At 67.6% G+C, this 25999-nt stretch carries 18 protein-coding genes and 4 pseudogenes; 13 read left to right on the top strand and 9 right to left on the bottom strand.

Going from position 1 to position 25999, the window contains the following annotated elements; translation table 11 throughout:
- The first annotated feature begins 116 nt into the window (after window positions 1–116).
- Together ACQPZA_RS27340 and ACQPZA_RS27335 are read left to right on the top strand one after the other, a co-directional pair.
- Window positions 117–980 carry a dioxygenase gene (locus ACQPZA_RS27340; protein WP_433275051.1) on the top strand — a complete coding sequence of 288 codons (864 nt, stop codon included), beginning with the start codon at window positions 117–119 and terminating at the stop codon, window positions 978–980.
- 924 nt (window positions 981–1904) lie between these two features.
- Window positions 1905–2750 carry an IS5 family transposase gene (locus ACQPZA_RS27335; protein ID WP_433275050.1) on the top strand — a complete coding sequence of 282 codons (846 nt, stop codon included), beginning with the start codon at window positions 1905–1907 and terminating at the stop codon, window positions 2748–2750.
- Between the two features lie 123 nt (window positions 2751–2873).
- Here the strand turns inward: ACQPZA_RS27335 and ACQPZA_RS27330 are convergent, their stop codons facing one another.
- Together ACQPZA_RS27330 and ACQPZA_RS27325 are read right to left on the bottom strand one after the other, a co-directional pair.
- On the bottom strand, window positions 2874–3494 hold the full coding sequence (locus tag ACQPZA_RS27330) for a TetR/AcrR family transcriptional regulator (RefSeq protein WP_433275049.1): 621 nt from the start codon (window positions 3492–3494) through the stop codon (window positions 2874–2876).
- Window positions 3495–5633: 2139 nt separating this feature from the next.
- On the bottom strand, window positions 5634–5813 hold the full coding sequence (locus ACQPZA_RS27325) for a hypothetical protein (protein WP_433275048.1): 180 nt from the start codon (window positions 5811–5813) through the stop codon (window positions 5634–5636).
- Between the two features lie 75 nt (window positions 5814–5888).
- Here ACQPZA_RS27325 and ACQPZA_RS27320 point away from each other — a divergent pair, with 75 nt between their 5' ends.
- Window positions 5889–6974 (top strand): hypothetical protein, encoded by a 1086-nt coding sequence (locus ACQPZA_RS27320; protein WP_433275047.1) that lies wholly within the window; start codon window positions 5889–5891, stop codon window positions 6972–6974.
- On the top strand, window positions 6925–8259 hold the full coding sequence (locus tag ACQPZA_RS27315; RefSeq protein ID WP_433275046.1) for an acyl-CoA dehydrogenase family protein: 1335 nt from the start codon (window positions 6925–6927) through the stop codon (window positions 8257–8259). Before ACQPZA_RS27320 ends, ACQPZA_RS27315 begins: the two co-directional genes overlap by 50 nt.
- Window positions 8260–8947: 688 nt before the next feature.
- Here ACQPZA_RS27315 and ACQPZA_RS27310 read toward each other — a convergent pair.
- The 3 genes and pseudogenes from ACQPZA_RS27310 to ACQPZA_RS27300 all read right to left on the bottom strand — a co-directional run.
- Window positions 8948–10450, bottom strand: a complete 1503-nt coding sequence (locus tag ACQPZA_RS27310) for an amino acid permease (protein WP_433283008.1) — start codon at window positions 10448–10450, stop codon at window positions 8948–8950.
- A 255-nt stretch (window positions 10451–10705) separates the two neighbouring features.
- Entirely contained in the window at window positions 10706–10906 is a 201-nt protein-coding gene (locus ACQPZA_RS27305) for an alpha-hydroxy-acid oxidizing protein (protein ID WP_433275045.1), read from the bottom strand.
- A gap of 1385 nt (window positions 10907–12291) precedes the next feature.
- Window positions 12292–12405 (bottom strand): annotated as a pseudogene (locus ACQPZA_RS27300) (LuxR C-terminal-related transcriptional regulator); the annotation flags it as partial.
- 270 nt (window positions 12406–12675) lie between these two features.
- Between ACQPZA_RS27300 and ACQPZA_RS27295 the strand changes: the two are divergent.
- The 3 genes and pseudogenes from ACQPZA_RS27295 to ACQPZA_RS27285 all read left to right on the top strand — a co-directional run.
- A pseudogene (locus ACQPZA_RS27295) lies at window positions 12676–12966 on the top strand (hypothetical protein); the annotation flags it as partial.
- Window positions 12967–13214: 248 nt separating this feature from the next.
- Complete coding sequence (locus ACQPZA_RS27290; RefSeq protein WP_433275044.1) at window positions 13215–14210, top strand: aldo/keto reductase; 996 nt, start codon at window positions 13215–13217, stop codon at window positions 14208–14210.
- Entirely contained in the window at window positions 14207–15058 is an 852-nt protein-coding gene (locus tag ACQPZA_RS27285; protein WP_433275043.1) for a helix-turn-helix transcriptional regulator, read from the top strand. Before ACQPZA_RS27290 ends, ACQPZA_RS27285 begins: the two co-directional genes overlap by 4 nt.
- 223 nt (window positions 15059–15281) lie before the next feature.
- Here the strand turns inward: ACQPZA_RS27285 and ACQPZA_RS27280 are convergent, their stop codons facing one another.
- On the bottom strand, window positions 15282–15884 hold the full coding sequence (locus ACQPZA_RS27280; protein WP_433275042.1) for a TetR/AcrR family transcriptional regulator: 603 nt from the start codon (window positions 15882–15884) through the stop codon (window positions 15282–15284).
- A 99-nt stretch (window positions 15885–15983) separates the two neighbouring features.
- Here ACQPZA_RS27280 and ACQPZA_RS27275 point away from each other — a divergent pair, with 99 nt between their 5' ends.
- The 3 genes from ACQPZA_RS27275 to ACQPZA_RS27265 all read left to right on the top strand — a co-directional run bounded on the left by ACQPZA_RS27275 (window position 15984) and on the right by ACQPZA_RS27265 (window position 19302).
- Window positions 15984–16724: an SDR family NAD(P)-dependent oxidoreductase gene (locus ACQPZA_RS27275; RefSeq protein ID WP_433275041.1), complete on the top strand. Its 741-nt coding sequence runs from the start codon at window positions 15984–15986 to the stop codon at window positions 16722–16724.
- Window positions 16725–17099: 375 nt separating this feature from the next.
- Window positions 17100–17954 carry an alpha/beta fold hydrolase gene (locus tag ACQPZA_RS27270; RefSeq protein ID WP_433275040.1) on the top strand — a complete coding sequence of 285 codons (855 nt, stop codon included), beginning with the start codon at window positions 17100–17102 and terminating at the stop codon, window positions 17952–17954.
- A 307-nt stretch (window positions 17955–18261) separates the two neighbouring features.
- Window positions 18262–19302, top strand: coding sequence for a DMT family transporter (locus ACQPZA_RS27265; protein WP_433275039.1), 1041 nt, complete (start codon window positions 18262–18264; stop codon window positions 19300–19302).
- Window positions 19303–19344: 42 nt separating this feature from the next.
- Here the strand turns inward: ACQPZA_RS27265 and ACQPZA_RS27260 are convergent.
- The 3 genes and pseudogenes from ACQPZA_RS27260 to ACQPZA_RS27250 form a co-directional block, all read right to left on the bottom strand.
- Window positions 19345–19534: pseudogene (locus tag ACQPZA_RS27260) on the bottom strand (IS630 family transposase); the annotation flags it as partial.
- Window positions 19535–19587: 53 nt separating this feature from the next.
- Window positions 19588–21025, bottom strand: a pseudogene (locus tag ACQPZA_RS27255) (thiamine pyrophosphate-binding protein).
- 83 nt (window positions 21026–21108) lie between these two features.
- Window positions 21109–22167 (bottom strand): LacI family DNA-binding transcriptional regulator, encoded by a 1059-nt coding sequence (locus tag ACQPZA_RS27250; protein ID WP_433275038.1) that lies wholly within the window; start codon window positions 22165–22167, stop codon window positions 21109–21111.
- Between the two features lie 205 nt (window positions 22168–22372).
- Between ACQPZA_RS27250 and ACQPZA_RS27245 the strand changes: the two genes are divergently transcribed.
- The 3 genes from ACQPZA_RS27245 to ACQPZA_RS27235 all read left to right on the top strand — a co-directional run bounded on the left by ACQPZA_RS27245 (window position 22373) and on the right by ACQPZA_RS27235 (window position 25464).
- Window positions 22373–23287, top strand: coding sequence for a cyclase family protein (locus ACQPZA_RS27245; RefSeq protein WP_433275037.1), 915 nt, complete (start codon window positions 22373–22375; stop codon window positions 23285–23287).
- Window positions 23233–24144, top strand: coding sequence for an HpcH/HpaI aldolase/citrate lyase family protein (locus ACQPZA_RS27240; protein ID WP_433275036.1), 912 nt, complete (start codon window positions 23233–23235; stop codon window positions 24142–24144). The genes ACQPZA_RS27245 and ACQPZA_RS27240 overlap by 55 nt, the downstream gene beginning before the upstream one ends.
- Before the next feature lie 360 nt (window positions 24145–24504).
- Entirely contained in the window at window positions 24505–25464 is a 960-nt protein-coding gene (locus ACQPZA_RS27235; protein ID WP_433275035.1) for an alcohol dehydrogenase catalytic domain-containing protein, read from the top strand.
- The last annotated feature ends 535 nt before the right edge of the window (window positions 25465–25999 follow it).

Genomic DNA, 25999 nt, shown 5'->3' with positions numbered 1-25999 from the left:
TGTGATCGCTCCGGACCGAGGAGTTAATACCTCCTGCGAGAAGCCGCGGCAGGAATGATGTGCGCGATGTCGAATGCAGAAGTAATTCTGCGCGCCGAGAATTGAGGGGGCTGCGGATGCAGTACATCACCGAGGAGAACATCACCGAGATCGCGCTGTCCCGCTGGGGTACCGGACACGATCCGCGTACCGCTGAGCTGCTGACCGCGCTGGTAGGCCACCTGCACGCGTTCGCGCGTGAGGTCCGACTCACCGAGGAGGAGTGGGCGACCGCCATCCGGTGGCTGGTCCGGACTGGAAAGATCAGTGACGAGAAGCGTGAGGAGTTCGTCCTCGCCTCCGACGTGCTGGGCCTGTCGATGCTCATCGTGCAGATGAACAACAAGTTCGACTCGGCCGCGACGCCCGCCACCGTGCTGGGCCCGTTTCATCTGAAGGACTCACCGCACGTGGAGTACGGCGCCGACATGTCCGATGGCATCCCGGGTGCTCCGCTGTATATTCACGGTGTTGTGCGTGACATCGACGGAAAGCCGGTCGGTGGGGCCGTGCTTGACGTCTGGCAGTCCGACTCCGAGGGCCTCTACGAGTCGCAGCTGAAGGGTGTCGACGAGGCGCGGTTGCGGGCGAAGTACACCAGCCGCGAGGACGGCAGCTACTGCGTGCAGACCATCGTCCCGTTCGGGTACGGGATTCCGAACGACGGCCCCGTACGGGAGCTGGTCAACCTTACCGCCATGAGCACCTTCCGGCCTGCACACGTCCATTTCCTCATCGACGTGCCGGGCTACGAACGGCTGATCACCCATCTGTTCCGGGAGGGAACGCCGCACCTGGACGACGACGTCGTGTACGGCGTGAAGGAACAGCTCGTGGTGAGCTTCGTCGAGAACGAGCCCGGCCCGCCGCCGAACGGCCGCGAATCCGCGGAGCCGTTCTTCACCGTCGAGTACGACTTCGTCCTGCAGCCGCGTGCCTGAGCCTCACTGTTGCGCTCTCGCAGGGATCGTCTGTAATCGTGACGGTGCGGGACCACCTGCACCGGGCGTGATCCGGTGGCCGGCCACACAGCGGCTCGCGACAGCTTCGCACCCGCCGAGCATGCCTTCGGATGAGCAGAACATGGGCCGATCTGCCCGGGCCAGCAGCAAGTGCGAGCAGCTATCGCGTCCAGAAGTGTCCATCATCGGCAACGGAGTCGGGCAGGGCCCTAGGCGGGAAACTAGCGTGGGGAAGCACGCAGTCCGCGTCGCCAGTGGGAGTACAGGTAATGACCGCGACTGGTGCCTAACGTGGCCGGTGGCCTGGGTTCTCCGGCGGAGACTCTCCCCGAGGCGCTGTTTGAGTGCGTCGCGGGTCGCCGCCGCCGAGAGAGCGTGTTCATCTCCATCGTCGGGAGAGCTGGGCGCGGCAAGGGACGCCGCCCAACTGCCTGCACACCTTCGCTCCTGAGCGGTCGCGATGATCAGTCGATGAGTTGGATGAGTTGGTAGGTGTCGGCGCGACCCCTGCGACGAGTGCCTGGAGCAACTTGTCGTGCGGACAGGGGCCGGTTCTGGCCATCGTGGCGCGGCCCAGCCGCAACGTGCCCCTTCTTGACCTGGCGCTCATGATCGCGATGTTGCGACCGGAGGCGCAAGTGACGAGAGCGGACCCGGCGTAGGCCTCGACGCCGCGTGCGTTGGTGAGATGGGCGTGGTCGTCGCTTCATCAAGGTTCGACTGAGCTGTTCGTCGCACCCTGCGTTCAGAGTCGTCAGCAATGCAAGCGCCTGGGAGTCGGCGATCTAGGAGCTGTTTAAGAAAGTCGGAGCGGCCTGCGCGTCGGCGTGTCGGTCCGTGGAGATGGGTGAGGTCTCCGGTAGGTGATCAACGACCAAGAAGATCATCTGTCCGGAGACCTCGTTGACCAGGGTATCGAGCGGTGCGCGTAAGGATCTGACCGGTAAGCAGTGGCGGGTGGTGGAACCGCTGCTACCCACGGCGTCGGGCCGGGGACGGCCTCGTAAGTGGAGCCGGCGACAACTGATCGACGGGATCCGGTGGCGGACGCGGGTCGGGGCGCCGTGGCGGGACGTGCCCGAGCGCTATGGCCCCTGGCAGTCGATCTACGGTCTGTTCCGCCGCTGGCAGCGCGAGAAGGTGTGGGCGCTGGTCTGGTCCACGCTGCTGGCCTGGGCCGACGCGGGCGGGTTGATCCGCTGGGACGTCTCGGTCGACTCCACGATCAACCGCGCCCACCAGCACGCCGCCGGGGCCCGCCGCGCACCCGCCGACCAGGTCGAACCACCCGGTGGCGAACCTGTCGATCACGGGTTGGGCCGATCCCGGGGCGGCCTGTCCACGAAGATCCACCTAGCCTGCGAACAGGGCCGCCGCCCAGTGGCCGCCCTGATCACCGCAGGTCAGCGCGGCGACTCACCTCAGTTCATCCCGGTCCTGCACGCGCTGCCGGTGCCCCGGATCGGGCCAGGACGCCCGCGGACGCGCCCGGACCGGGTCCTGGCCGACAAGGCGTACTCGTCGAAGGCGAACCGCGACTACCTGCGCAGCCGCAAGATCGCCGCGACGATCCCGATCAAGACCGACCAGCAAGCCCACCGACAGGCCCGAGGCTCCGCCGGTGGCCGCCCGCCGATGTTCGACGAACACATCTACCGGCAGCGTCACGCCGTCGAATGCGGCATCAACCTGCTCAAACAGCACCGCGCCCTCGCCACCCGCTACGACAAGCTGGCCCTGCGCTACTAGGCCACCCTCCACATCGCCACCATCAACATCTGGCTACGCGCCCTCGCCACCAGGACTTCTTAAACACGTCCCAGCCGGATCCGCCGTAACGAGCCAGGAAATCCCTTCGAGTTGCCGTCATTGTCATCGCGCTGGTCGGCGTCCCCGCGGATCGCCTGCTCCGGGCTCGGGTGAGAGCAACGCGTCGATCAGCGAGGCAGCTGTGGCCCTGAGGCGTTCGGGATCCTGATAGACGCGCTCCATGACGACGATTCCCCGGGTCATCGTGATCAGTACCCGCGCTGTCTCGGCTGGAGGGATGGCGAGTCGGGGTCGAGCCTCGTCGGTGGAAAGCCGCTCTCGTAAAAGCCGTTCGGTGTTGTCGAGGTGGTCACGAAGGGCGGCGTTAATGCGTTCCCCATCGGCTTTGGAATCGATCGCAGTCTTGGTCGGCAGGCATCCACGCGTCGGAGATCCCGTCGTCATCGACGTGATGGCACGGTCAAAGAAATCATGAAGTGCGTGGTCGATGATCGGATGGGCGAGCGCCTGGGCCGTATCGGCGAGGGACTGATCCGCGAAGTCCTCGAAGACGCGCAGGAAGAGGGTTTCTTTGTCGCGGTAGGCGTTGTACAGCGATCCACGCAGGACCCCCGTGGCCGTCGCGATGTCCTGCATAGAGGTCGCCCCGTAGCCCTTCAGCCAGAAGACCTCTCGAGCGCACTCCAGCGTCCGGTTCTCATCAAACTGTCGCCTTCCGACCATGCCATGAGCCTACTCCCTGTTTGACACTGCCGCCAAAGAACGCAACTTTGCACTCGGACCGTGCCTCGGCGGTGTTCGTGCTGTTGCGGCCGCCAACCTGCTGATCATCCGGGCGAGCCGAGGGCTCGCCCGGAGCAGCCGCGGCCGCGGAAGGAACAGCACCTTGATCGCCCGGCGGTGCGTCCGGCGCTTGCGACCACGGTGCAGGACTGACCAGCGCACGGACCCTCGACGGTCCGGGACTATGACTGGCTCAGCTCGCCCACTCGGCTAGCGAGGAAGGCCGGGGACTGGCCGGGGCCATCGTCGTGCTGGGGATGTTCCGCTCCTGCGCGGTCGTCGTTGGTCTTGAACGAAGACTCGCTGACCTGCTGCATCGACGGCGCGACTCGGGGTCAGTGCCGAGGTAGCGGTCCGGGTCGGCTGCGCCGGGGCATGTCAGCCGTGACCGGGACGTCAAGCGTGCTCTGTGACGCCAACTCGCCTGCGCGTTGCGGGCAAGGCCAGCGCGCCCATAGGGGCCGATGAAGTGCTCGCTTCTCGATCCCGATGGATCCAGCGGGTCGCGGGCGAGCCCGCCCTGGTCGAACGACCACTCGCTCAGTGGGGCGATCGTGTTGTCGATGGCCGCCAAACGTCCGGATTTCGTCCTGGACATCGTCGCCATCAACGCACCGTACGTGGGCCGAGGAGCAGCATCGGAGGACTGACCGTGGATGACATAGGAGCGACTGACCGGGGAGTACGTCCACGAGGCGGCCAAGTCGTCCTACTTCACCAGGTGGGGATCTCCGACGAGACGCCCGATCGGCTGCGCACCTTCGTGCACCGCCGAGTGGTTCCATGTCGCGGGCGGTGGTTCCTGCCGGCTACGACGCGATCTGGGACTACCCCCATCGCGTTTCGGCCCGCGTCCGACGACTACCTCGCCCCGGCGCACGCTCCGGTGTTGTGATCCGCAAGGACGCCGCCGCGCCGCGTACGAGGAGTCGAGCTTCCGGCATCCGCGCTATCCGGCGGTGGTCGTGGCGGGAGTGGCCCTGATTCGAATGAGCTCCTGGTCATGGCACCACGCAGTGCCAGCTCGCCCTGTAGGGCGGGGCTGCGGTGCGCCCGTTGCTTGAGGCAACGCTCCCCAGTGGGGCAGCAAAACCCGGCTGAGCTGGGCAAAGGCGTTGGGGATGTTGTCGCCAGTCAACCAACAAGGAAGCGATGACCAACGAGATCGGATGGACGTCGCAGAGAACATCGCCGAAGGTTTGAGCACCGGGGCGAACGGTCGGAGGATGACTTCCTGACATTCGTCAGGCCGTAGGGCGTCCGACCGCAGGACGTCGCCACGACCACGTTCATCTGGTCGGGCGCCGACGACCTGTTCGTCCCGTTCGTTCTGGCCAATGGCTGATCGAAGGTGAGCCGGCGGTCGCGGACCGCTCGCCACGTCTCCGCCGGCAGGGCGATCACGTCGTCACCACCGCGCTGGGGACCGAACGGTGCGCCACGTGCTCACCTGGGTGTGTCTGGCCGATCGTCGAGTCGCGTGGGCTGGGGGCGTGGACGAGGAACCCGCGAACTGCGTGGTCGATGTTCGGATGGGCGAGTACTTGGGCCGTTTCGGTGAGGAACCGACTCGCATAGTCCTTGAGAACGCGCAGGAAAGGGTTTCTTGTCCGGGTAGTCGTTGTACAACGATCGCAAAAAGGACCCCGAAGCCGTAGCAATGTCCTGTCATGCCCACCCATGAGTCAGAGGACCTCTCGGGCGCAGCGCAGTGTGAACTTTCATCGAATTGTCGTGTTCGACCATGCCACGACCCTGCTTGTGTTTGACACTGCCGACAAAGTATGCAAGCTTGTCAAGTATGACGGAGGTGTCAAACATCCGCGGCGCCATTCACCTGGCGCGTTGATGCCTACACGCGCTCGCGAGCCCGATGAATGTCCGACTCCACGATCTTCAAGGAGGCCTCGATGATCTCCCATCGTCTCGACCTGGAGGGACGCCGCTCCTTCAGCACCGTTTGGCAGCCGGTCGGCCGCGAGCGGGCCCTCGAACTCGGCCTACCGCCACGGCACATTGGCTGCCGACGACCGGAACCCCCGGCCAGGACCGCGGCCCTTATCGCCGAAGGCGGCACGTTCACACCATCACCACCGGCATGATCGGCGACGGTGAGCCAGTCCGCGTAATCGCCGAGACGCAGCGCTCGGCGACCTGAACTTCGGCAACAAGGCCTGTATGAGAAGCGCCGGAGGTTGCCGGTGAACTCGTCGACCGAAACGCCATCGCGAGCGCCGGTCCAAGCAGCAGCAGAACCATCGCAATCCGCGAGCCGACCCTGAGAAGCGTAACGAGCCTCAAACGAGGAGCCCTCCAATGTCTCAGCTATTACCGATGCCAGAGCCTTCACCGCGCGGATTCCAGGCCCGCGGAGCTCACCTGGTCGGCAGCGTTCCGCTGGCGAGCGCCAATGCGGTGTTCCGTGTCGTCGGTGAGGCCCTGCCCGAGCATCTACGGCGCATCTCCGATGGGGAGACCGGGGTGCGCAGTAACTGGATCGCATGGCAGGAGGCGATCTTCCGGGGCCACCCCGACCTGGCGGAGACGGACGCTGCCCGTGTCGACGGGCAGTACGAGTCGTGGGTGCGCTCCCGCTTCTCCCCACGGCCCGGCATTGACCCGGCAACGCTGCGGTTCGGCGAGCTGGGCTACGCGGAGCACGCGCTGTGCTCGTACGCGGAGTTTCGGGCCGCCCGGGAGGCGGGTGCCGTCCCTGACCATTGGCGCTTCATGGTGGCGCTGCCGACGCCGTTGGCGCCAGTCATCCGGTTCATCGAGGCCGACCACCGAGCCGCGGTGGAGCCGGCGTACGAGGTGGCGATGTTGGCTGAGCTTGCGACGATCACTGCAGGCGTTCCGCACGGCGAACTGGCGATCCAGTGGGACGCCCCCCACGAGATCGGGATCTGGGAGGACCATCTCCCACCGTTCTTCAAGGGGGATCCCCGGAAGGAGACGGTCGCGAGGCTCGCCCGGCTGGCGGCCGCCGTTCCGGACAAGGTGGAGCTCGGCTTTCACCTGTGCTACGGCGACGCGCAGCACCGCCACTTCATGCAGCCGAAGGACTCCGGCATCGCCGTGGCCCTCGCCAATGCGATCTCCGAGGCGGTGGTCCGACCGATCGACTGGCTGCATCTGCCGGTGCCGCGCGACCGCACCGACGATGCGTACTTCGCGCCGCTAACCGAACTGCGGCTGCATCCGGAGACCGAGCTGTATCTCGGGCTCGTCCACCTCACCGACGGCGTGGCGGGGACTCGCAAGCGTATCCGCGCTGCAAGCCGTTACCGGGTTGCATTCGGGGTAGCGACCGAGTGCGGATTCGGCCGCAGGCCCCCCGGGGACATTCCGGCGCTGCTGCGCATCCACCGTGACGTCGCGGCCCCTGACCCCAAACCAGCACCACGCGGTACGCGCTGATCATCACTCGGCGCCGGTAGTTCGTCCGTGTGCCGGGACCGAATGCTCGACAACATCGAGGAGGACCGTCATGAGTGCGTCGGCATGTGCGCCCACTCTTCTCAACGACCCAGCCGAACGGGCGGCGTTGATTGCTGCTGCTCGGGAGCTGGTGCCTTTGCTCAGGGCTCACGCGGCGGAGACCGAGGGGCGGGGAAACCTGGCGCCGGAAGTGGATGCCGCGCTGCGAGCGGGGGGTTTCTACACGTTGACGGCACCGCGCATGTTCGGAGGTCGGGAGGCCGGGGTGCGCACGGTGATCGACGTGTTCGCGGAGCTGGCTCTTGGCTGTGGGTCGAGCTCCTGGGTGGGGAAGATCCATTGCGGCGCGGCCTTCATGGCCTCACTGTTCGACGATCAGGCCCGGGAGGACATCTGGGGCAAGGACAGCCACGCGGCCGTGAGCGCGGCCACGAACGGCGCCGCGTCGAACTCGGTGCGATCGGCGCCGGGCGGGATCAAGGTCAGCGGGGAATGGCGCTACGTCTCGGGGATCCATCAGGCGCAGTGGGTGCTGTTGCGGGTCGTCGTCGATGCCGGCACGACGGCGGAGCCCGATATCCGGCTCGCCCTGTTGCCCGCCAGGGACATGGTCATCACGAACACCTGGGACGTGGCCGGCATGGAGGGCACCGGCAGCGACAGCGTCGTCGTGCGTGATGCCTTCGTGCCGGAGTACCGCACTCTTGCGGGGTGGAGGTTAGGCGGTTCGGAGCAGCGATGGCAGGAGGGCGAGCGGGTCTATAACGCGTCCGTTTCCTCGTGGCTTGGGGTGTCGCTCGCGGGCCCGATCATCGGGATGGCCCAGGGCGCGTTGGACCATGTACTCGGGACGCTGGCCGGGAAGCCGATCACCGGCTCGACCTACACCGACGCGGTTCGCTCGCCGAGTGTCCAGCTGGGGGTCGCCGACGCCGCGTCGCTCATCGACACCGCCCGGCTGCACGCCTACCGCGCGGCCGCTGACATCGAGGCCGCCTCGATCGAGGGCCGCCGGTTGGACGTCGCGGCCCGGGCCCGCATCAGGATGGACAACGGGGTGGTCATGCAGCGGTGCCGGGAGGCGATGGAACGGATCCTCGACATCAGTGGAACGGCGGGCTTCCGCCGTAGCAACCCTCTCCAGCGATTCTGGCGCGACCTGGCCACCGGCTCCCGGACCGCGACGGTGTCGACATCGCTGAGCAGGGAGATCTACGGGCGGGCTCTCCTGGGCATCGAGGAGCAGGTCACCGAGATCGTCTGACGGCCGCTGCCGGAAGCCGGGGAACACGCTCGCGCTGATCGGCGTGGTTTGCGCGCTCACACTCAGTCATCGTCGCGCCCGACGTTGCCGTGCGGCGATCAAGCGTCCTGGAGACCCGGCACCGCTACGCACATCGGTGGTGCCGGCTCTCGCTGTTTGGAGGTAGGGGGAGCCGGCAACAGGACGGCGATCAAGGCCGCCTCGAGCCCGCCCGACGTTGACCCCCACGCGTACGAGGATGCCGCGGACTGAGCACCGCGCGGGCGAACGGAAGCCACCTGCAGGACATAGGTCGAATGACTCTTTCCCCACGCACGGCGCCGGTCACGACGAAGAAACTCTTACGATCACGACGAGAAGGTCAAGGGTTCAGTGCTTTCGATCGTCGAGGGCGGGAATCGAGCGCGTGCTCGCGTTCGACTTCGCGTCGTGAGCACGCACAATCGTATGCTGTCGATAGTCCAGCGAGGTGAGCAGTCCACCGCTGCTCACCGGCGTCCTGTTGCCCCGAGGACCGCCCCGCCTAGCACTGCCGACGCGTGCCCGCATCTCCTAATAGACGGCTGCTGAGATGCTGGTGCACCACGAAGCCAATGCTGGGTAGAGGGGGGAGTGGCAGGTGGGCACTTTTCGCCCCGTCTATCGCGGGATCTTGCCGCTCTCGCCTGAAGAGTCCTGGCTCTCGGAGTTAGTCGCCTTGTTGGGAGAGTCGTGAATGTCGCCGTCCATAGCCGTAATAGACGACTAGGCCGAGTAGCATCCAGATGACGAACCGCAGCCAGGTCTGGATGCTCAGGTTGAGCATGAGCCACAGGCAGGCCAGCGCTGACAGGATCGGGATCATCGGCATCATCGGGGTCCGGAATGCGCGCGGTAGGTCCGGGCGGCTGTACCGCAGCATCATCACTCCGATCGACACCAGCACGAACGCGAACAGCGTCCCGATATTCACCATCTCCTCCAGGGTGCCGGCCGGGATGAACGCAGCAACCAAGGCCACCGCGGCTCCGATGGTCAACGTGATCCGGACAGGGACGCCCGCCGAGTTGGTCCTGGCCAGTTGGCGCGGTAGAAGCCCGTCGCGTGACATGGCGAACAACACCCGGGACTGCCCGAGCAGCGCCACGAGCACGACGGTGGTCAGCCCGGTCAGTGCCCCCAATGAGATGACCACGACTGCCCAGTCGACCCCGTTGAGCGCGAACGCGGTGGCCAGGGTCGCCTGGGTGCCGTTAGACCGGGTAGCCAACGCCGTGTAGTTGACCATTCCGGTGACCACCAGTGAGACCGCCACGTACAGCACCGTGATCGGCACCAGTGCGCCGATGATGCCGCGGGGTATGACCTTCTGCGGGTTGCGCGTCTCTTCAGCGGCAGTGGCCACGATGTCGAACCCGATGAACGCGAAGAATATCAGCGATGCTGCCGCGAATAGGCCGCCCAGCCCGAAACCGGCGCCCCCGACCCCGCCGCCGCCCAGCACGGCCAGCAGGCTCTCGTGCAGCCATGGACCACCGCCGCCGGAGGTGGATCCGCTCGTTGTGGACGGTGGAATGAACGGGACGTAGTTGGACGCCTTGACATAGCCGGCGCCGACCACGACTACCAGCACGACCACCAGGACCTTGAACGCGGTGATGATCTGGCTGACGCGGCTCGACAGCTTCACCCCGAGGGTGAGGACCGTCGTGAGCACTATGGCTATCAGAGGGGCAGCCCAGTCGAACGCGATAGGGCCCCACGCCACCACGGTCCCGGACAGCGGCACTCCAACCAATCTCAAGAACTGCACAAGATACGCCGACCAGCTCCTGGAGACCACCGCGGCGCCTAGTCCGCACTCCAACACCACATCCCAACCGACTACCCATGCGACCAGCTCGCCGAAGGTGGCATAGGAATACGTGTACGCGCTACCGGCCACGGGGACGATGGAGGCGAGCTCGGCATAGCACAACGCAGCCAGACCGCATGCGATCGCCGCAATCACGAACGCCAGTGACACCGCCGGCCCGGCCACATCGCCGGCGATGCTCGCAGTCACGGTGAAGATCCCGGCGCCTACCACGGCTGCAACCCCGAACACCATCAGATCAAGCAGCCTTAGCTCCTTGCGGAGCCTACGGCCCGGCTCGTCGGCGTCGGCAATTGACTGCTCAACAGACTTCACCCGGGCTCGGTTTCCCCGGATGGCTTGCGCCCTATTATGCAGTCTCACACAGAACTCCCATCAATGGCGTCATATTGCAGTGTGGGTGATGACAATCGTCCGCGGGTTAGTCTGCTCGCGCATCTGAGTGATCCGCTGGAGCCATCGGATCCGTGCGCATCTCCTCGCAGGGTGCTGGTCCATGCCAGAAGATCCGAGGTCGGCCAGGCCTGCAAGTCGCCCGATCGCTACTACATCGGCGCCGAGTGTCGGGGCTGTCGCGATGTCGCTGCCCCGTCAAATACCGCTGTCGAACGCGACTTGCACCCGCCGGCGGCGGTCGAAAGTACCGCGGGAGAATTCATTGGCCGCAGGCGCACCATCGAGCTGCCGGCCACCATAATTGGAGGCGAGCACGGCATCGGCCCTGGCCTCGACCGCGGCAATCGCATCGCCGAGCTGCGCGCAGCTCCAGGCAACGTGCGAAGAGCTGGCCAAGGGCAGGGGACCGAACCGTCGGGGTAGAGCGTTACCGGATGCATCATGATGCCTGGGTCAAAACGGTTCCGCAGGCTACGTCCCCGCCATCCGGCGGTTGAGCAATCCCCGGTGACGCTGACAATCGGGTACTCTGCCGTCTACCCGGCGCAGTATCTCCAAGAAGTGCTCTCGGCTGTTCATCGAGTGCGGCTGTGCGATGCGAGCCCCGTCAGGTGTGAGTCAGTAGTGGCCTCAAGCGAGTAGATCTCCGCCTCAACAACTCGCGACTCCCTCAGCGGTATTCGCCCGTGCCACGGAGACAGCCTCTGCGACCAGGCGTTGGGGTTACAGGGCCAGGCCGCGGGCGATCCTGCTGCCTGCCCCGCCATGAAGATGTGGCGTCCCTCCAGGTCGAGATGGGGGTCCTCATCGAAGGCTCCTTCGAGATCGAGGGAATTGGGGGTCGTCGGCCCGCATGCGCGTGCCGGCTGGCCCTGGTCGCGCCTGCGTGAGCGGCTACAGAGCCATGCTTGACTGCCCTGTCATCTTTGACGACCTTACATATTTTGACGATGGTGTCAAGCATGAGGTTCGCTCGTGTCATGGTCGGAGGGCGACAGTTCGATGAAGGCGCGCTCTGTAGTGTGGCCGAGACGTCTTCGCGGTCGCGGATGAGGAAGCGGAACTGGTCGGGGCGCGGTCCCCGAGGTTCACCAGCATGTTGCGGGTCTGCTGGGCGACCCAGGGCCCGTCGGGTTGGCGTTGATCCCCGCGATGTGAACTCGGCGGGTGCCATGCTCGACGACGATCAATGCAGACAGGCGTCGGAGGAGGACGGCGTCGACGTGGACGAAGTCGACGGCGAGGATCCGTGGGCTCGCGCGCTGAGGAACTGCTTCCATTTCGGCCCAGACCGGCCGGGGGGGCGTCCGCCAACCGCGCAAAACTTCCGTGACCTGGTACTCCAGACGGTCCATAGAACCCAACATGGGCATATCGACGAATCCAGGGCGAACTCGTCGGACTCAACAACCCCGATCGCCGCGTCCACCTCTGGAAGATCCTGCAAGCGGCCGGCGTAGACCCCGGCGCTTGACCAGATGGGTGTGCCAGCGCAGCAAGAGCGTTAGGAGCGGCCGCGGCGACGATGCGCGGAAGCCGCGTCGGACGTTCGCTGGATCCAGTGGGGTGCCGCCCGGAGGCGAAGACGAGGTCGTGGTCGGTCCAGTGGTCTTTGGCGAGCGTGCGCATGGCGGTTTGTCGGGTGCGGTGTTCGCGCAGCACGTCGATGCAGCGTTGGGGGAGGGGGCGAGGGGTTGGGGGGAGGGGGTGCGCCGGGAGATGCGGGTCTTGGCGAGCCGGACTTTGGATGCGGACCGAACGGACCTCCCGTTCCGAGGCGGTCAGTGCACCAGACCGGTGCGGAACGCGAGCACCACGGCCTGCACCCGGTCGCGCGAGCCGGTCTTGGCCAGGATGTTGCCCACGTGCGTCTTCACGGTCGTCTCGGCGACGAAGTGCGCCGCGGCGAACCCGTGCGCGGCGCGGCGCGGACGGCCGTGCGGGCGCCCTGGCACACGGCGCCCTCGTGCCGCACGTCGCTCGATGGGTGCCCAGGCGATCCGGTGTCGTGGGCGAGGTCAACGGGGCTGGGCGGTGGTGATGACGTTGCTCGGTTTCGAGCGCGGTGAGACGGCCCTGCACGCTCTGATTCGATTCCGCAACGAGCGGGGTCTCGACAACGACCCGACATCCGGACCCGGCTTGCCTGATGCCACGTCCAGGTCGAGCAGCTGCGCTGCCACGGAGCCCGGATGGCGGCGCTGCTGATCGCCGGGGAGGAGCCTTTGCCGAAGGCGACGGCGTTCAAGCTGCTCTGGAGCGAGTATCACCGCGTCGTCGCCGAGTTCGCCGTCGACGTCCTGGGCGTCGACGCCCTTGTCCCTGAGGGCCGGCCCTCGCCGAACTGGTTCCATACCGACGACCCCGGCGCGCCCAACTGGTCGTCCCCCTGGACGAGCGGGTTTGGTTACAGCTACGGCGGGAGTTGCGGCCTCGGTTGGCCGGGTGGCGGCTGACCGCCCAGCCCGGCCGTGGGGCGGGCCTGGGGTTGTCGCCCGTCTCTCCTGCAGGGCGGCTGCCACAGCCGGAAGGTGGGCTCGACCCGATGTGCTCGTGCCGGGAGCGCCCGGCTCGTCACGGTTCGCCGTGCCCTAGCGTCGTCCTCGGAAGACGGGTCTGAGCTGAACGATCGAAGTGTCCGGGTGCCGTCGCATGCTTGGTGGCGCCGCCGAATGGCGGAGGCGCGCCACGACTAGAGGACAACATGAGCATCAGGACACACGCGCTCGGCAGCCGGGGTTTGACCACGTCGGTCGAGGGTTTGGGCACGATGGGGATGACCGCGATGTACGGCACCCCGGACGATGCGGGGTCGGTCGACACGATCCAGCGGGCGATCGAGCTCGGCGTGACGCTGTTCGACACAGCGGACATATACGGCCCGTTCACCGGTGAGCAGTTGGTCGGACGCGCGGTCGCGCGCGACCGAGACCGAGTCGTGCTCGCCACCAAGTTCGGTGGGGTGACGCTCGACGAGACGGGCAAGATCGTCGGCGGCCCGAACGGCCGGCCCGACTACCTGCGGCGTGCGGTGGAGGGCTCGCTGCGGCGGCTCGGCACGGACCGCATCGATCTGTACTACCAGCACCGGGTGGACCCGAACGTGCCGGTGGCCGAGACCTTCGGTGCGCTGGGCGAGCTGGTCGCCGAAGGCAAGGTGCGGTACCTGGGCATCTGTGAAGCGTCCGCCGAGACCGTTCGCGCGGCCCACGCAGCGGCACCGCTCTCGGCCGTGCAGACCGAGTACTCGCTGTTCACGCGGACCGTGGAGACCAACGGTGTGCTCGACACGGTGCGCGAGCTGGGCATCGGGTTCGTGGCCTACTCACCGTTGGGTCGCGGCCTGCTGACCGGCGAGCTGCGCTCGCTCGACGGGTTGCCGGAGGGCGACTGGCGTCGCAGCGCCCCCCGTTTCAGCGGCGAGAACTTCGCGCACAACCTCGCTCTGGCCGACCGCGTCCGAGTGATCGCCGAGGAATACGACGCCACACCCGGGCAGCTGGCCCTTGCATGGGTGCTCGCGCACGGCGTCACCGCCATTCCCGGCACCAAGCGGCGCGCCTACCTGGAGGAGAACGTCGCCGCTGCCACGCTCAGCGTGGACGCCGAGACGCTGACCGCCATGGCTGAGGTGATCCCGGCCGACGAGGTGGCCGGCGAGCGGTACGTCGCGGCCGGAATGAAGGCCATCCAGGAGTGAGGGGCACGAGCAGGCACAACGACGTGGGGAGCTTCCTGCGGGCTCGGCGCGAGGCTCTGCGCCCGGCCGACGTCGGGCTCGTCGCCGGCGGCCGCCGCCGCACCCCCGGGCTCCGACGAGCCGAGGTCGCGCTGCTGGCGAACGTCTCGGTCGACTACTACGAGCGGCTGGAGCAGTCCCGCAATGCGCACCCCTCGCAAGCCATGCTGGCGAGCCTGGCCAGGGCGCTGCGCCTGTCCGTCGCCGAGCGCGACCACCTCTACCGGCTCGCCGGCTGCTCCCCGCCGCTCACGGGCGCGACCGGCGGCTACGTCGACCCCGCGATGATGTTCCTACTCGACGCCCTGACCACCGTGCCCGCGCACGCCATGGACGACCTCACCACGATCCTCGCCCAGAACCGGCTAAGCCAAGCACTGCTCGGCTCCTGGGAACTCGGCGACGAGCGCGCCGGCAACGTGACCTGGCGCTGGTTCACCGACCCCGCATCGCGAGCGCTCAACATCACCGAGGAGCACGAGGCGATCGGGCGCGGTTACGTCGCGGACCTGCGTGCGGCCACCGCACGCCGTGGCGGGGATGCCGTGGCCAACAGCCTCATCGCCGACCTCCTCCGAACGAGCGTGGAGTTCGGCCGGTACTGGGACGACATGGCCGTGGAGCCCCTCCGCTCCACCCGCAAGCAGCTGATCCATCCCCACGCCGGCGCTCTCGACGTGCAGTGCGACGTCGTCCTCAGCTCCACCGCCGGCTACAGACTGGTGATCTTCCGGCCACAACCGGGATCGACCACGTCGGCGAGCTTCGAGTTCCTCGAGGTGCTCGGCGAGCAGACATTCGGCACCTGACGGCGGCTTGGGGCGGGGGCAGTCGACATCAACGCCCCGTTCGGAACGCGAACTCATCGCCGCGTGCGCGGGGAGCACCTTGGGGCTCTCACGTGCGGCGCAACCAGGACTTTCTATCCCTAACGTGGAGGGGACTGGCATGCCGGCACTTCGCTGGTCGGCCCCGCCGAGGTGTGCGAATTTCTGTTCACCCCGAGGTGCGCGGCTCGGCGAATCCAGAGGTCTATCGGCTGGCCCTTGGGGCATTGAGCATCGCTGACTCGATGATCGCCTGCAGTTCCTCGCGGTTGGCGCCGTCGCGAGCCTGGATGGCCAGCCCGTGGAGCACCGTGGTGTACAGACCCGCAAGGGTGTCGAGGTCCGCAGTGGCCGGGACGTCGCCTGCCGCCACACCCCGGCTGAGCCGTTGCCGGAACAGCTCCCGCACCGCCTGTCGACGCTCGGTCACGAAAGCGCTGACCTCTTCGTTCCGCGCGCTGCCGGCCGCCGCTGCGAGGACGACCATGCATCCAGGCGGCTGCTCGAGGTCGGTGAACGTGACGATGTTGGCACGGAGCATCGCGCGGATGCCCTCGTAGGCCGTGGGCGCCTCCTCCAGGGCCCGTTGCGCCGGCGCGCCGACCGTCGATCCGTACAGCTCGACGGCTTGCCGGAACAGGGCCTCCTTGCTGCCGAAACAGGCGTACAGGCTGGGTGAGGCGATGCCCATCGCCGTGGTGAGGCGGGTCATCGAGGCGCCGTCGTAGCCGTACTTCCAGAACGTCTCCATTGCCTTGCGCAGCGCGGTGTCTCGGTCGAAGCCGCGCGGTCTGCCTCGCTGTCCCATGTGCCCCTCTTTTCTGTGTCAACCGTAACAGAAGCCCGGGGGCAAGCCTTCCGGGTGCTAGATTTCTGTGTCGATCGACATAGAAATGGGAGGACGCACATGGGTGACCTGTCGGGCAAGGTGGCGCTGGTGACGGGTGGGAGCCGGGGTATCGGGGCGGAGATCGCCCGGACGCTGGCCAGGCACGGCGCGGCGGTCGGCTTGACCTACCACAGCGCGGAGGACCAGGCGCATGGTGTCGAGAAGGAGATCCAGGCGGACGGCGGACGCGCGCTGGCGATCCAGGCGGACAATGCGGACCCCGAGGCCGTGCGGGCAGCGGTCCAGGCAACCGTGGCCTTGTTCGGCGGGTTGGACATCCTGGTCAACAACGCGGGCGTGTTTCCGTCCGGTCCCCTGGACGAGGTCACGTTGAAGGACGTCGACCGTACCCTGGCGATCCATGTCCGAGCTGTGTTCGCCGCCGCGCAGACCGCGGCTCGGCACATGACCGACGGGGGCCGGATCATCAACATCGGCAGCTGTTTGATCGAACGGCTGCCCGGACCGGGGATGACGCTGTACGCGTTGAGCAAGTCGGCGCTGACGGGCCTCACCAAGGGGCTGGCCCGGGACTTGGGCCCGCGTGGCATCACCGCGGTCGTGGTGGATCCCGGCCCGACGGACACCGACATGAATCCGGCCGAGGGACCCACGGCGGACTTCCTCCGCCAGTTCATCGCCCTCGGTCACTACGGGCAAGCGCGGGACGTCGCCGGCATGGTGGCCTACCTGGCCGGCCCCGGCGGTCGCCATGTCAGCGGCAGCTCGATCCTGGTGGACGGCGGCTTCGCCGCCTGAGCCTCCTCTCCCTCGCTCGGGTCAGGGCGCTGTATGAGGGCGGCCAGGCGACCGTGCCGACCCGCGCCGGTCGGCACGTGACTGTCTCCGGGCGCCGGTGTATCCGCGGATCGGGTTGAAGCCGAACTCAGTGGGTCGGTGCCACTCCCGTCCCCAGCGAGCTGGTTCACGTGCTCATGGGCGCAGCAAGGAGCACGCCGCACAACGCGCTTCGGTCTGATCACGGGTAGTCCTGCGCGGCTCTCGGTGGCGCATGCGTCCGGGTTCGTGACTCGACGCACACGTTCCGCCCGCCCCGGCCGGGCATAAGACCCGCTGCTCTCTACTTATACGAGTAAGTTCGTCACTCGGCGAACGAGAGGTGGAGGAGATCAGGTGCCATCGAACGATGAGAAGCGCGCGTCCGTGGACGTCGACGGCGTAAAGGCGAGCTACTTGACGGCCGGCGACGGCCCGGTCGTCCTGCTGCTGCACGGAACGTACTGGAGTCGCGTCTTTCTCCCGATCCTGGACGATCTCGCTGCCGCGGGACTTCGGCCCGTCGCCGTCGACCTGCCCGGGTTCGGTCGCTCCGGGGGAGAGCTGACGCCGAAGACCGCGACCGTCCCCGAGCTCTCCGCCTGGGTGGTCCGCTTCGTCCGCGCGCTGGGCGTGGACGGGCCCGTGTCGATCGTCGGGCACGACATCGGTGGCGCGATCGCGCAGCACCTGCTCCTCTCGGACGCGCTTGACGTCAACGCCTTCGCGCTGGTCAACGGCGTGACCTACGACTCGTGGCCGCTGCCCAGGATCGCTCAGTTCAGCGATCCGGCACTGGTCGCCGCAACGTCGGCACACGACCTGGTGGGGATCCGGCGTGGGGCGGTCGCCGCTGCGCTGGCCGGGGCGGCAGACGACGCGCTGGTGGAGGAGTACCTCGAGCCGCTGGCCGAGGAGCGTGTGGCGCGGTCGTGGATGGCCCTCGCCGGCGCGGCGGATAAGCGCTACACGCTCGAGCTGGTGCCGTCGCTGCGCGCGTCGACCACGCCGAAGCTGCTGGTCTGGGGCGAGGACGACCCCTTCCAGCAGATCCACAACGCCGAGCGGTTCGCCGCCGAGGTGCCGAACACGACGCTCGTGCGCGTCGCGAACGCCAGTCACATCCCGACGGAGAACGACCCCAGGTCCGTCGCCGCCCCGCTGGCCGAATTCTTCGCGAAGCACGCCGTGGGCAAGCCGGCCAAGGGCTGACCTCCCGGAGCGTCCCACGATCCCGGCGGCCTCCCGACCCCTCTGCCGGCAGCCAGGACGTCGATCCGCCCCGCGTCGATACGCGCCGCAGCGGCGGCCGTTCAACGTGCCGGGGGTTCTGCGTGAGCCTGGCGAAACTACGTTCGGCACATCCTCGCCGTGACTTGGCCGGCCCGCCTCGATAAGCGGCATTCGACGTGCCGCGGCCACCGCTGGCACTCCGTGCGCGTCCGTTCGGCACCCCGCCCGGCACATTTCACGCACTCCAGAACTTCTTCGGCGATTCATTCACGAAACGGATCAGGACATGAAAGTCTCGCCTGCCCGCACCGGCGCTTGTGCAGACTCCGTCGATGCCGGGGCCGATGCCGGGCCGACCGCGCCCGGCGATGCCGATGTCGCCACCGGGCGCCGCTGGTGTTCCGCCGAGGTGCGCAAGAGCCGAGCCGGCCGGCTGCGTGCGTCGGGCAAGGCCCTTCTGTTCGGCGCCCTGCCCGGTGCGCTGTTCATCGTGATCTGGTCGAGCGGCTACCTGGTCGGGAAGATCGGCATGCGCGAGATGCCGGCACTCACGCTGCTGTGGTGGCGTTTCCTGGTGGCCGCGGTGGTGATGGGCGTCGTTGCGCTCGTGACCCGCGCTCCGTGGCCCCGCAGGCCAATGGCGTGGATCCATCTGATCGTCACCGGACTCGTGTTGCACGCCGTTCAGTTCGGCGGCATCTACATCGGCCTGGACCTGGGGGTGTCCGCAGGTCTCGCGTCGCTGATCGCCAGCGCGGGCCCGCTGGTGATCGCTGCGATCGCCGTCCCCGTCTTCGGTGAGGTGCTGCAAAAGCGTCAGTGGGTCGGATTGCTGCTCGGGCTGCTCGGAGTCGCGGCCGCCGTCAGTTCGGAACTCGGTGGCGGTGTCTCGGGCGCCGGATTGATCGCCCTGCTCGTCTCGTTGGCGGCATTCGCCGGCGGCACCCTGTACCAGAAGCGATTCGGCGCGGTGATGGATCTGCGCACCGGTCTGACGGTCCAGCTGGTCGTGGCGACGGCGTCGATCACCCCGCTCGCACTCGGCCCCGGCGGCCTGTCCGTACCGGTCACGTTCTCTGCGATCTGGCCCATCGTGTGGGTGAGCGTCGTGAGCTCCATCGGTGGGCTCGTCCTGCTCTTCACCCTCTTGCGGCGCCGGGGTGGCGGAGCGGCCACGAGCTACCTCTTCCTGGTTCCGCCCGTGACCGCGTTGGCCGCCATTCCGTTGCTGGGTCAGCCGCTCCAGGTGGGGGCGATGATCGGAACCGCGCTGGCCGCCGTCGGCGTCGCCCTGGTCACTAGGTCGGGACGGCAGGCCGCCGAATGACGTGCCTTCCTGACGCCCGCGATCGACGGCCCAAGTACCGCCGGCGAACCGGCTCGAGGTGCCGTGGCGGCGTAATCGTGGGTACGTCGCTGCCGCATGCCCGGCATCATCGGCTGGGAGCGGTCCAGGCCCTGCATCCCGGACTTCTCATCCACGCACGACACCACCGCACTCTCCGGCGGGTGGTGGTAGAGCCGACCACATCGACGACCTTGTCCACGAACTGCGGATCAGCCAGGCGACATGAGCCCTGTGTAGCCACAGAGGTGACGGCGAGCACGGCGTTCAGGGGTGTGGTACGGAACGCAGGTTGCTGCGGGCGAGCTCGATCATCTTGCCGAGCCGCCGTCGAGGACGGTGCGGGTCGCGGCCAGCGCGAAGCCACGGACCTGGCCTGCGGTGATGTGAGGTGGAATGGACAGGGCGTTGGGATCGGTACGCACGTCGAGCAGGTACGGCCCAGACGTGTGGAGAGCCCTGTGCAGCTCCTCGGGCAACTCGGCCGGATCGGCGACGGTGCTTGGCGGAACGAGCCGATGATCCGCCGGCGCCCCGTCGGGCTGATGTAGCGGGCCGCCCAGACGTTGCACATGCCCGTGTCGACGGTGACGATCGCGTCGTCGTCCATCGGCTCGTCGAGCAACGCCGCGACGTACTCCGGATGGATTGGGCGCTCGTGTAGGCCGCGACGACCTTCTCCAGCACCTCGGCGTGACGGCGGAGCATGCGATCCAGGAAGCGGCGGCCGCTCTTCTGCGCGATCAACGGAGCACCGCGCGCAAGGTGGCGGCGACATCCCCCTGCACTCCGAGATCAAGTCGGGTACGCCGGCCCAGGTGAGCGGCGTCCCGGTCGACCTGCACGGTGCGTGCCTGGGGCAGGAACGTGTCGTAGGGGAAGTCGGTGCCGAGCAGCACGAGCAGGTCGGACTTTGGGTGGCCTCGTAGCAGGCGCCGTAGCCGAGCAGGCCGCTCATGCCTACGTCGTATGGGTTGTCGTACTGGATCCACTCCTTGCCGCCCAGTGAGTGCCCGATCGGCGAGTGCACCCTGGAGGCCAGCTCCAGCACCTCCGCGCGGGCGTCCCGGACCTCGGCGCCGACGAACAGCGTGACGGAACCAGCGGCGTTGATCTTCTCGGCCAGCGCCCGCACCTGCTCCGGATCCGGCAGCACGACGGCCCGCGGTATGACGAGGTCACTGTCCCCGGTGGGGTGCGGCGCCGGTTCTCCGCCGAGGTCTCGCCGGGCAGCACCAGTACGCCCACGCCGTGGCGCGCCAGCGCGGTCTGCATCGCGATGCGCTGCATGCGGGGCAGCTGCTCAGGGCGGGAGACCAGCTCGAAGTACACGCTGCACTCGGCGAACAACTGCTGCGAATGGGTCTCCTGGAAGTAGCCCGTCCCGATCTGCGTCGAGGGGATGTGCGAGGCGATCGCCAGCACCGCAGCGCCGCTACGGGACGCGTCGTACAGGTCCTGCACCAGGTGCGTTGCTGGGCCCGCAGCTGCCCGCGCAGGCTGCCAGCCGTCCCGTGAGCTGGGCCTCGGAGGCCGCCGCGAGCGCCGCGGCCTCCTCGTTGTGCACATGCACCCACTCCATGTCCGGATGACGCCGGACCGCGTCCGCCACCGGATTCAGGCTGTCACCAACCAGCTCGTAGATGCGCCGCACTCCCGCCTGGACGAGGACCTCGATCATCTGGTCGGCAACCATGGCAGCCATGGCTTCTCCTCGAGTCAGGGGCATGGCAGCAGCTACTTAAACGTATAAGGGCCTTCAACGCCCGTGCCGCGCCTGCAGATTCCTCACGTCGTGTCGCGCGGCCGAAGCTGGTGAGGGAGCACCTCCTCGACCGGCGGGCCCGAGTTGCCCTCGATCCGCCGGAACAGCATCTGCACGCCGCGCCGCCCGATGAGCTCTCTCGGCACGGTGACCGTGGTCAGCTGCAGTGGTCCGACGCTGGCGAAGCTCATGTCGTCGAGGCCGGTGACGGCGACGTCATCGGGGACTGCAAAGCCGTCCTCACGGCAGGCGTCGAGCACACCGAGGGCGATGAGGTCGTTGCCGCAGGCGACGGCGTCGATCGGCGTGCCGCGGGCGAACAGCTCTCGCGCCCGTTCGAGCCCCGAGCGGCGGCTGATGTCGCCCCAGCGTCCCTGATCGAGGTTGGCCGGTTGCAGGCCGGCGGCACTCAGGGCGTCGACGAAGCCCGCCTCGCGAGCCGCCGACGCATAGGACGAGCGCTGCCCACCGAGCACCGCGATGTGGCGGCGCCCGGTCGTCAGCAGGTGGTTGATGATCTCTCCGGCAGCAGCGTGGTCGTCGATGCCCACCCAGTCCGACGGCTCGCCGGGCACCCTCCGGTAGAGCTGCACCGCCGGAACGTGCGTGCGACGCAGTTCAGCCAGCAGCGGCTGGTCGCGCGCCAGCAGCGAGGTGAGCAACAACCCGCTGCTGTACCTGTCGATGTGTGCGCGTGCCACCGTGGCCAACCGTGCAGCACCGGCGTGGTCGGCATCGTCCCCGTCGGCGTCCTGCCCAAGTCCGACGTGCGAGATCAATACCTCGTAGCCCAAGTCCCCCGCGGCGGCCACGGCGCCGGCGGCGATCTCGGTATAGAAGGGATTGGTGATATCTGCCAGCAGCAGGCCGATGCTGCGGGCCCTGCCGGTCTTCAGGCCCTGAGCCACCAGACTCGGCCGGTAACCCAGCTCGTTCGCGATCGCCCGGATCCGCTCGCGCAGCTCGTCGCTCACGCCGGGTGCCCCCGTCAGGGCGTAGGAGACGGAGGCGGACGACACGCCGGCCACACGCGCGACGTCGTTCATCGTGGTGCGGCGAGCCCGGCTCCGGCGATCGACCATGTGACCAGCGTAGAAGACCCCGAGCCCCGGGCCGGGCTCGCCGCGTTCCCCGCCCTGTAGCCGCCCCTATGACCCGGTGCACACGCCCTTGCCCGCCTCATCCCCGCGTGCCAACCTGGGACTTACACGTATAAGAACCTCCAGTCAGTCCGGGAGGGTTCGACACCGAGGAGTGGACATGTCAGGGAAGCCGCAGGACGCAGAGGTGATCGGGTACCTCCAGAAGCTGTCGAACTGGGGCAGATGGGGCCATGACGACCGCCTCGGGACACTGAACCTGGTCACCGACGACGTCCGGCGTGCCGCAGCAGGCACGGTTCGCGACGGTACGGCCGTATCGCTGTCGTTCGACATGGATCCGCAGAATCCAGACCCCCTCGGGCACGGCACGGTGATCCAGCGGTACATGGAGCTGAACGAGGTCGAAGCCCTGTTCGGCCGGGCGGGGCGCTTCGACGCGGTGCGCGAGTACGTGGGCCTGATCGCCCACGGTTCACCCACTCACCTCGACGGCCTGGCCCACTTCTCATGGGACGGCAAGAACTACAACGGCTTCGACATGTCGGATGTGCGCACCGTTGGTGGCGCCACCAAGCTGTCGGTCCACCACGCGGCCCAGGGCATCATCACCCGGGGCGTTCTGCTCGACATTCCAGCGCTTCATGGTGTGCCGTGGCTGGAGCCCGGCCACGCGATCAACCCGGACGAGCTCGCGGCCGCCGAGGAGCGCCAGGGGGTGACCGTGCGCGCAGGAGACGCCCTGTTCGTGCGCACGGGTAACTTTGCCCGTACGGCGGCGGAGGGGCCGCACCCCGACGATCACGCGGCCGGGCTGAGTGCCGCCACTCTGCCGTTCCTCCGCGAACGGGACGTCGCGCTGCTCAGCACGGATGGCCAGCAGGAGGTCTCGCCTGCCGAGTCGGCCGACTTCGACCTTCGGATGCCCATTCATGTCGTGGGGCTGGTGGCGCTGGGGCTCTGGCTCGTCGACAACGCTGCGCTTGACGAGCTCGCACGGACATGTCAGGAGAAGAACCGGTGGGAGTTCCTGCTCTCGTTGGTGCCGTGGCGAATGATCGGCGTGACGTCGAGCGCCGTCAATCCCGTTGCCGTCTTCTGACGCACACAAGCGGACTCACGAGGAAAGGACCCCTCATGGGGACTCACAAAGCTCGCTCCTGGTTCGTCGTACCGGGTGATCGTCCGGAGCGGTTCGACGAGCCTGTCGCGAACGGCGCGCATGCGGTCATCCTCGATCTCGAGGATCTTGTCGGTCCGGCGAAGAAGGACGCGGCACGGAGGGCAGTGGCCCGTTGGCTGACGGAGCACCAGGCATATGTACGGATCAACGCGGTCGACACTGAGTGGTACGAGGACGACCTGGCCGCCGTCGCGGGCGCTCCGGGCCTGCAGGGTGTGGTGCTGCCCAAGGCCGACGGGTCGGCGCCGATCGAGAGGACGGCTTCCGCCCTCCCGGCCGCGGTCCCCGTGCTGCCACTGGTCGAGACCGCGGCGGGGCTCCAGAACGCCTCGGCCGTGGCCGCCACCCCCCGGGTCGCGGCGCTGATCTTCGGCAGTCTCGACTTCGGCCTGGACCTCGGGATCGACGTCCGCGCCGGGCAGGACGACGTGAACCTCCTGTACGCGCGGTCGCGATTGGTGATCGCCTCCCGTGCGGCCGGAATCGCGCCGCCGATCGACGGGGTCACGACCGACCTGGACGATCCCGGGGTCGCCGCCGCGGACGCCGGACGAGCTCGCCACCTCGGCTTCGGAGGGAAGCTGTGCATCGAACCGCGGCAGATTGACGCGGTGAACGGTGCGTTCGCCCCGTCCGAGGGAGACCTGGACTGGGCCAGGCGGGTGCTCGCGGCGATCGACGGCGCGGATGGCGAGGTCATGGTGCGGTTGGACGGCCAGCTGATCGACAGGCCCGTGATCTCGCGGGCCCAGCAGCTCCTCGGTACCGCCCGGTAACCGGCCCCCCGGGGATGCCGACCTCCTGCGGTAGTGAAGCGATTCACCGGACCGCAGGAGGTCGCTCGCTCGAGCCGAACACGGAATTCGCTGCTCGGAACACCACAGTGTTGCTAAACATCGGCAGGATCGGACGCCAAAGGCTTCATGGTCACCGCTACTGGGGTGCACTGCTGGACACGATTCGAAATGGTCGGGCCTTCTCGATCAGTGTCCACTACGCCGGATCGGGCCCGGTGGGAGCTCGACGCTGCACCGCGATCCCGGGCAACCACGCCGCCCGTCGCAGTCGTCAAGGAGTAGCAAACAGGTCTGCTATGCCAGGCGGGCACCATCAGGACCCGGATGGGAGGTTTGATCGTGCGGGCTGTGGTGACTGACTCGAACGGGCAGTTCCACCTGGAGCAACGGCCGGATCCGCTGGCGGGATCGGCAGATGTCGTGGTTCGCGTGCGCGCTGCGGGTCTCAACGCCGCCGACCTGCAGCAGGCCCGGGGGCACTATCCGGCGCCGCCGGGGTGGCCAGCCGACGTGCCCGGCCTGGAGGTCGCCGGTGAAGCCGAGCAGGTCGGGAGCGCCGTTGCGGGAATCGTCCCGGGAGACCGGGTCATGGCTCTGGTCGGTGGTGGCGGTCACGCTGAGCGGATCACCGTTCCTGCCGATCTCCTGCTTCCGGTGCCACGTGCTCTGTCCTGGTATGAGGCTGCCGGCTTTCCGGAGGCCTTCAGCACCGCGTGGGACGCCCTGGTCGCCCAGGCCCAGGTCCGTGCCGGCGATCGCGTGCTGATCACCGGCGCAGCGGGCGGCGTCGGAACAGCCATGGTGCAGGTCGCCGCGATATCCGGAGCTCACACGGTCGCGAGCGTGCGACGAACGCAGCTCCACGACCAGGTGAAGGCGCTTGCCCCGGACGGTGCCGAGGTGGACGTCGTCACTCCCGCCGACGAGGCGCGGAACGGGCCCTACGACGTGATCGTCGAACTCGTCGGCGGACCGAACTGCCTGCAACGGGTCACTCTGCTGCGCAGTCGCGGCAAGCTCCTCATCGTCGGTGTTCAGGCCGGTGCCACGGTCCCGCTTCAGATGTTCGACCTCATGCTCGCACGCGGTCAGCTGATCGGGACGACCATTCGCGGCCGCGCGCACGCCGAGAAGGTGCTTCTCGCCACCATCGTTCGAAATTCGGTCGTTCCCCTGCTCGCCCACGGACGCTTGCGAGTTCCGGTCGACACGACCTTCTCCCTCGATCGGTACGCAGCCGCCTATGCCCGCCTCGCCAGCCCCGGAAAGTTCGGGAAGGTCATTTTGATTCCCGAATGAGCTCATACCTGCCCTTCAGCTGCCTTCAGCTCCCGTCCCGTCAGGAAACGGTATGCACGTCACCAGCGCATGGCCCACCGCCCTGACGGGGTAGGTCGTGCGCCCCCGGCGCTGCGGTCCTGCGCGCTGCCGTGGAACACAGGTTGGCAAGCGGGCCTGCCTCACTCAGGGAGGACGGCCTCGCCCTGCAGCAAGCGTCGAAGTAGTTTCTGTGCCACCTTGCCGTTGTCGTTGCGCGGCAGAGTCTCGACGTACTCCAGTCGAGACGGCAGGTACCACTCGATCATGCCCTGGTCGAGCAGGTACGTGCGGCAACTCCTCCAGGATGACCCACGTCGATGTCGAACGATCAACCGCGCGAGCGCGGAAGAGGGTGGCGAGACACCGACTTCATCCAGGTGCGATCTGCCGGGAAGGTCGCGACCGCAAGTGCGGCGGCTACCTGGGTCCACCGATACAGTTTTCAGGTCTACGCGCCGGCCCGTATCGAGCTGGAGTCGTGGTTGCAAACGGCCACCCGTCCGACGTAACCCAG

Origin of the sequence: Pseudonocardia xinjiangensis (assembly GCF_050948425.1) — a bacterium.
Classification (GTDB): Bacteria; Actinomycetota; Actinomycetes; order Mycobacteriales; family Pseudonocardiaceae; genus Pseudonocardia; species Pseudonocardia xinjiangensis.
Note: the sequence above shows the minus strand (reverse complement) of the source record. Positions and strands in the feature narration are given on the sequence as shown.

Coding starts and splice junctions, on each gene's coding strand:
- ACQPZA_RS27340 (WP_433275051.1), top strand. CDS start 117: ATGCAGTACATCACCGAGGAGAACATCACCGAGATCGCGCTGTCCCGC.
- ACQPZA_RS27290 (WP_433275044.1), top strand. CDS start 13,215: ATGAGCATCAGGACACACGCGCTCGGCAGCCGGGGTTTGACCACGTCG.
- ACQPZA_RS27265 (WP_433275039.1), top strand. CDS start 18,262: ATGAAAGTCTCGCCTGCCCGCACCGGCGCTTGTGCAGACTCCGTCGAT.
- ACQPZA_RS27275 (WP_433275041.1), top strand. CDS start 15,984: ATGGGTGACCTGTCGGGCAAGGTGGCGCTGGTGACGGGTGGGAGCCGG.
- ACQPZA_RS27330 (WP_433275049.1), bottom strand. CDS start 3,494: ATGGTCGGAAGGCGACAGTTTGATGAGAACCGGACGCTGGAGTGCGCT.
- ACQPZA_RS27250 (WP_433275038.1), bottom strand. CDS start 22,167: ATGGTCGATCGCCGGAGCCGGGCTCGCCGCACCACGATGAACGACGTC.
- ACQPZA_RS27325 (WP_433275048.1), bottom strand. CDS start 5,813: ATGGTTCTGCTGCTGCTTGGACCGGCGCTCGCGATGGCGTTTCGGTCG.
- ACQPZA_RS27320 (WP_433275047.1), top strand. CDS start 5,889: ATGCCAGAGCCTTCACCGCGCGGATTCCAGGCCCGCGGAGCTCACCTG.
- ACQPZA_RS27280 (WP_433275042.1), bottom strand. CDS start 15,884: ATGGGACAGCGAGGCAGACCGCGCGGCTTCGACCGAGACACCGCGCTG.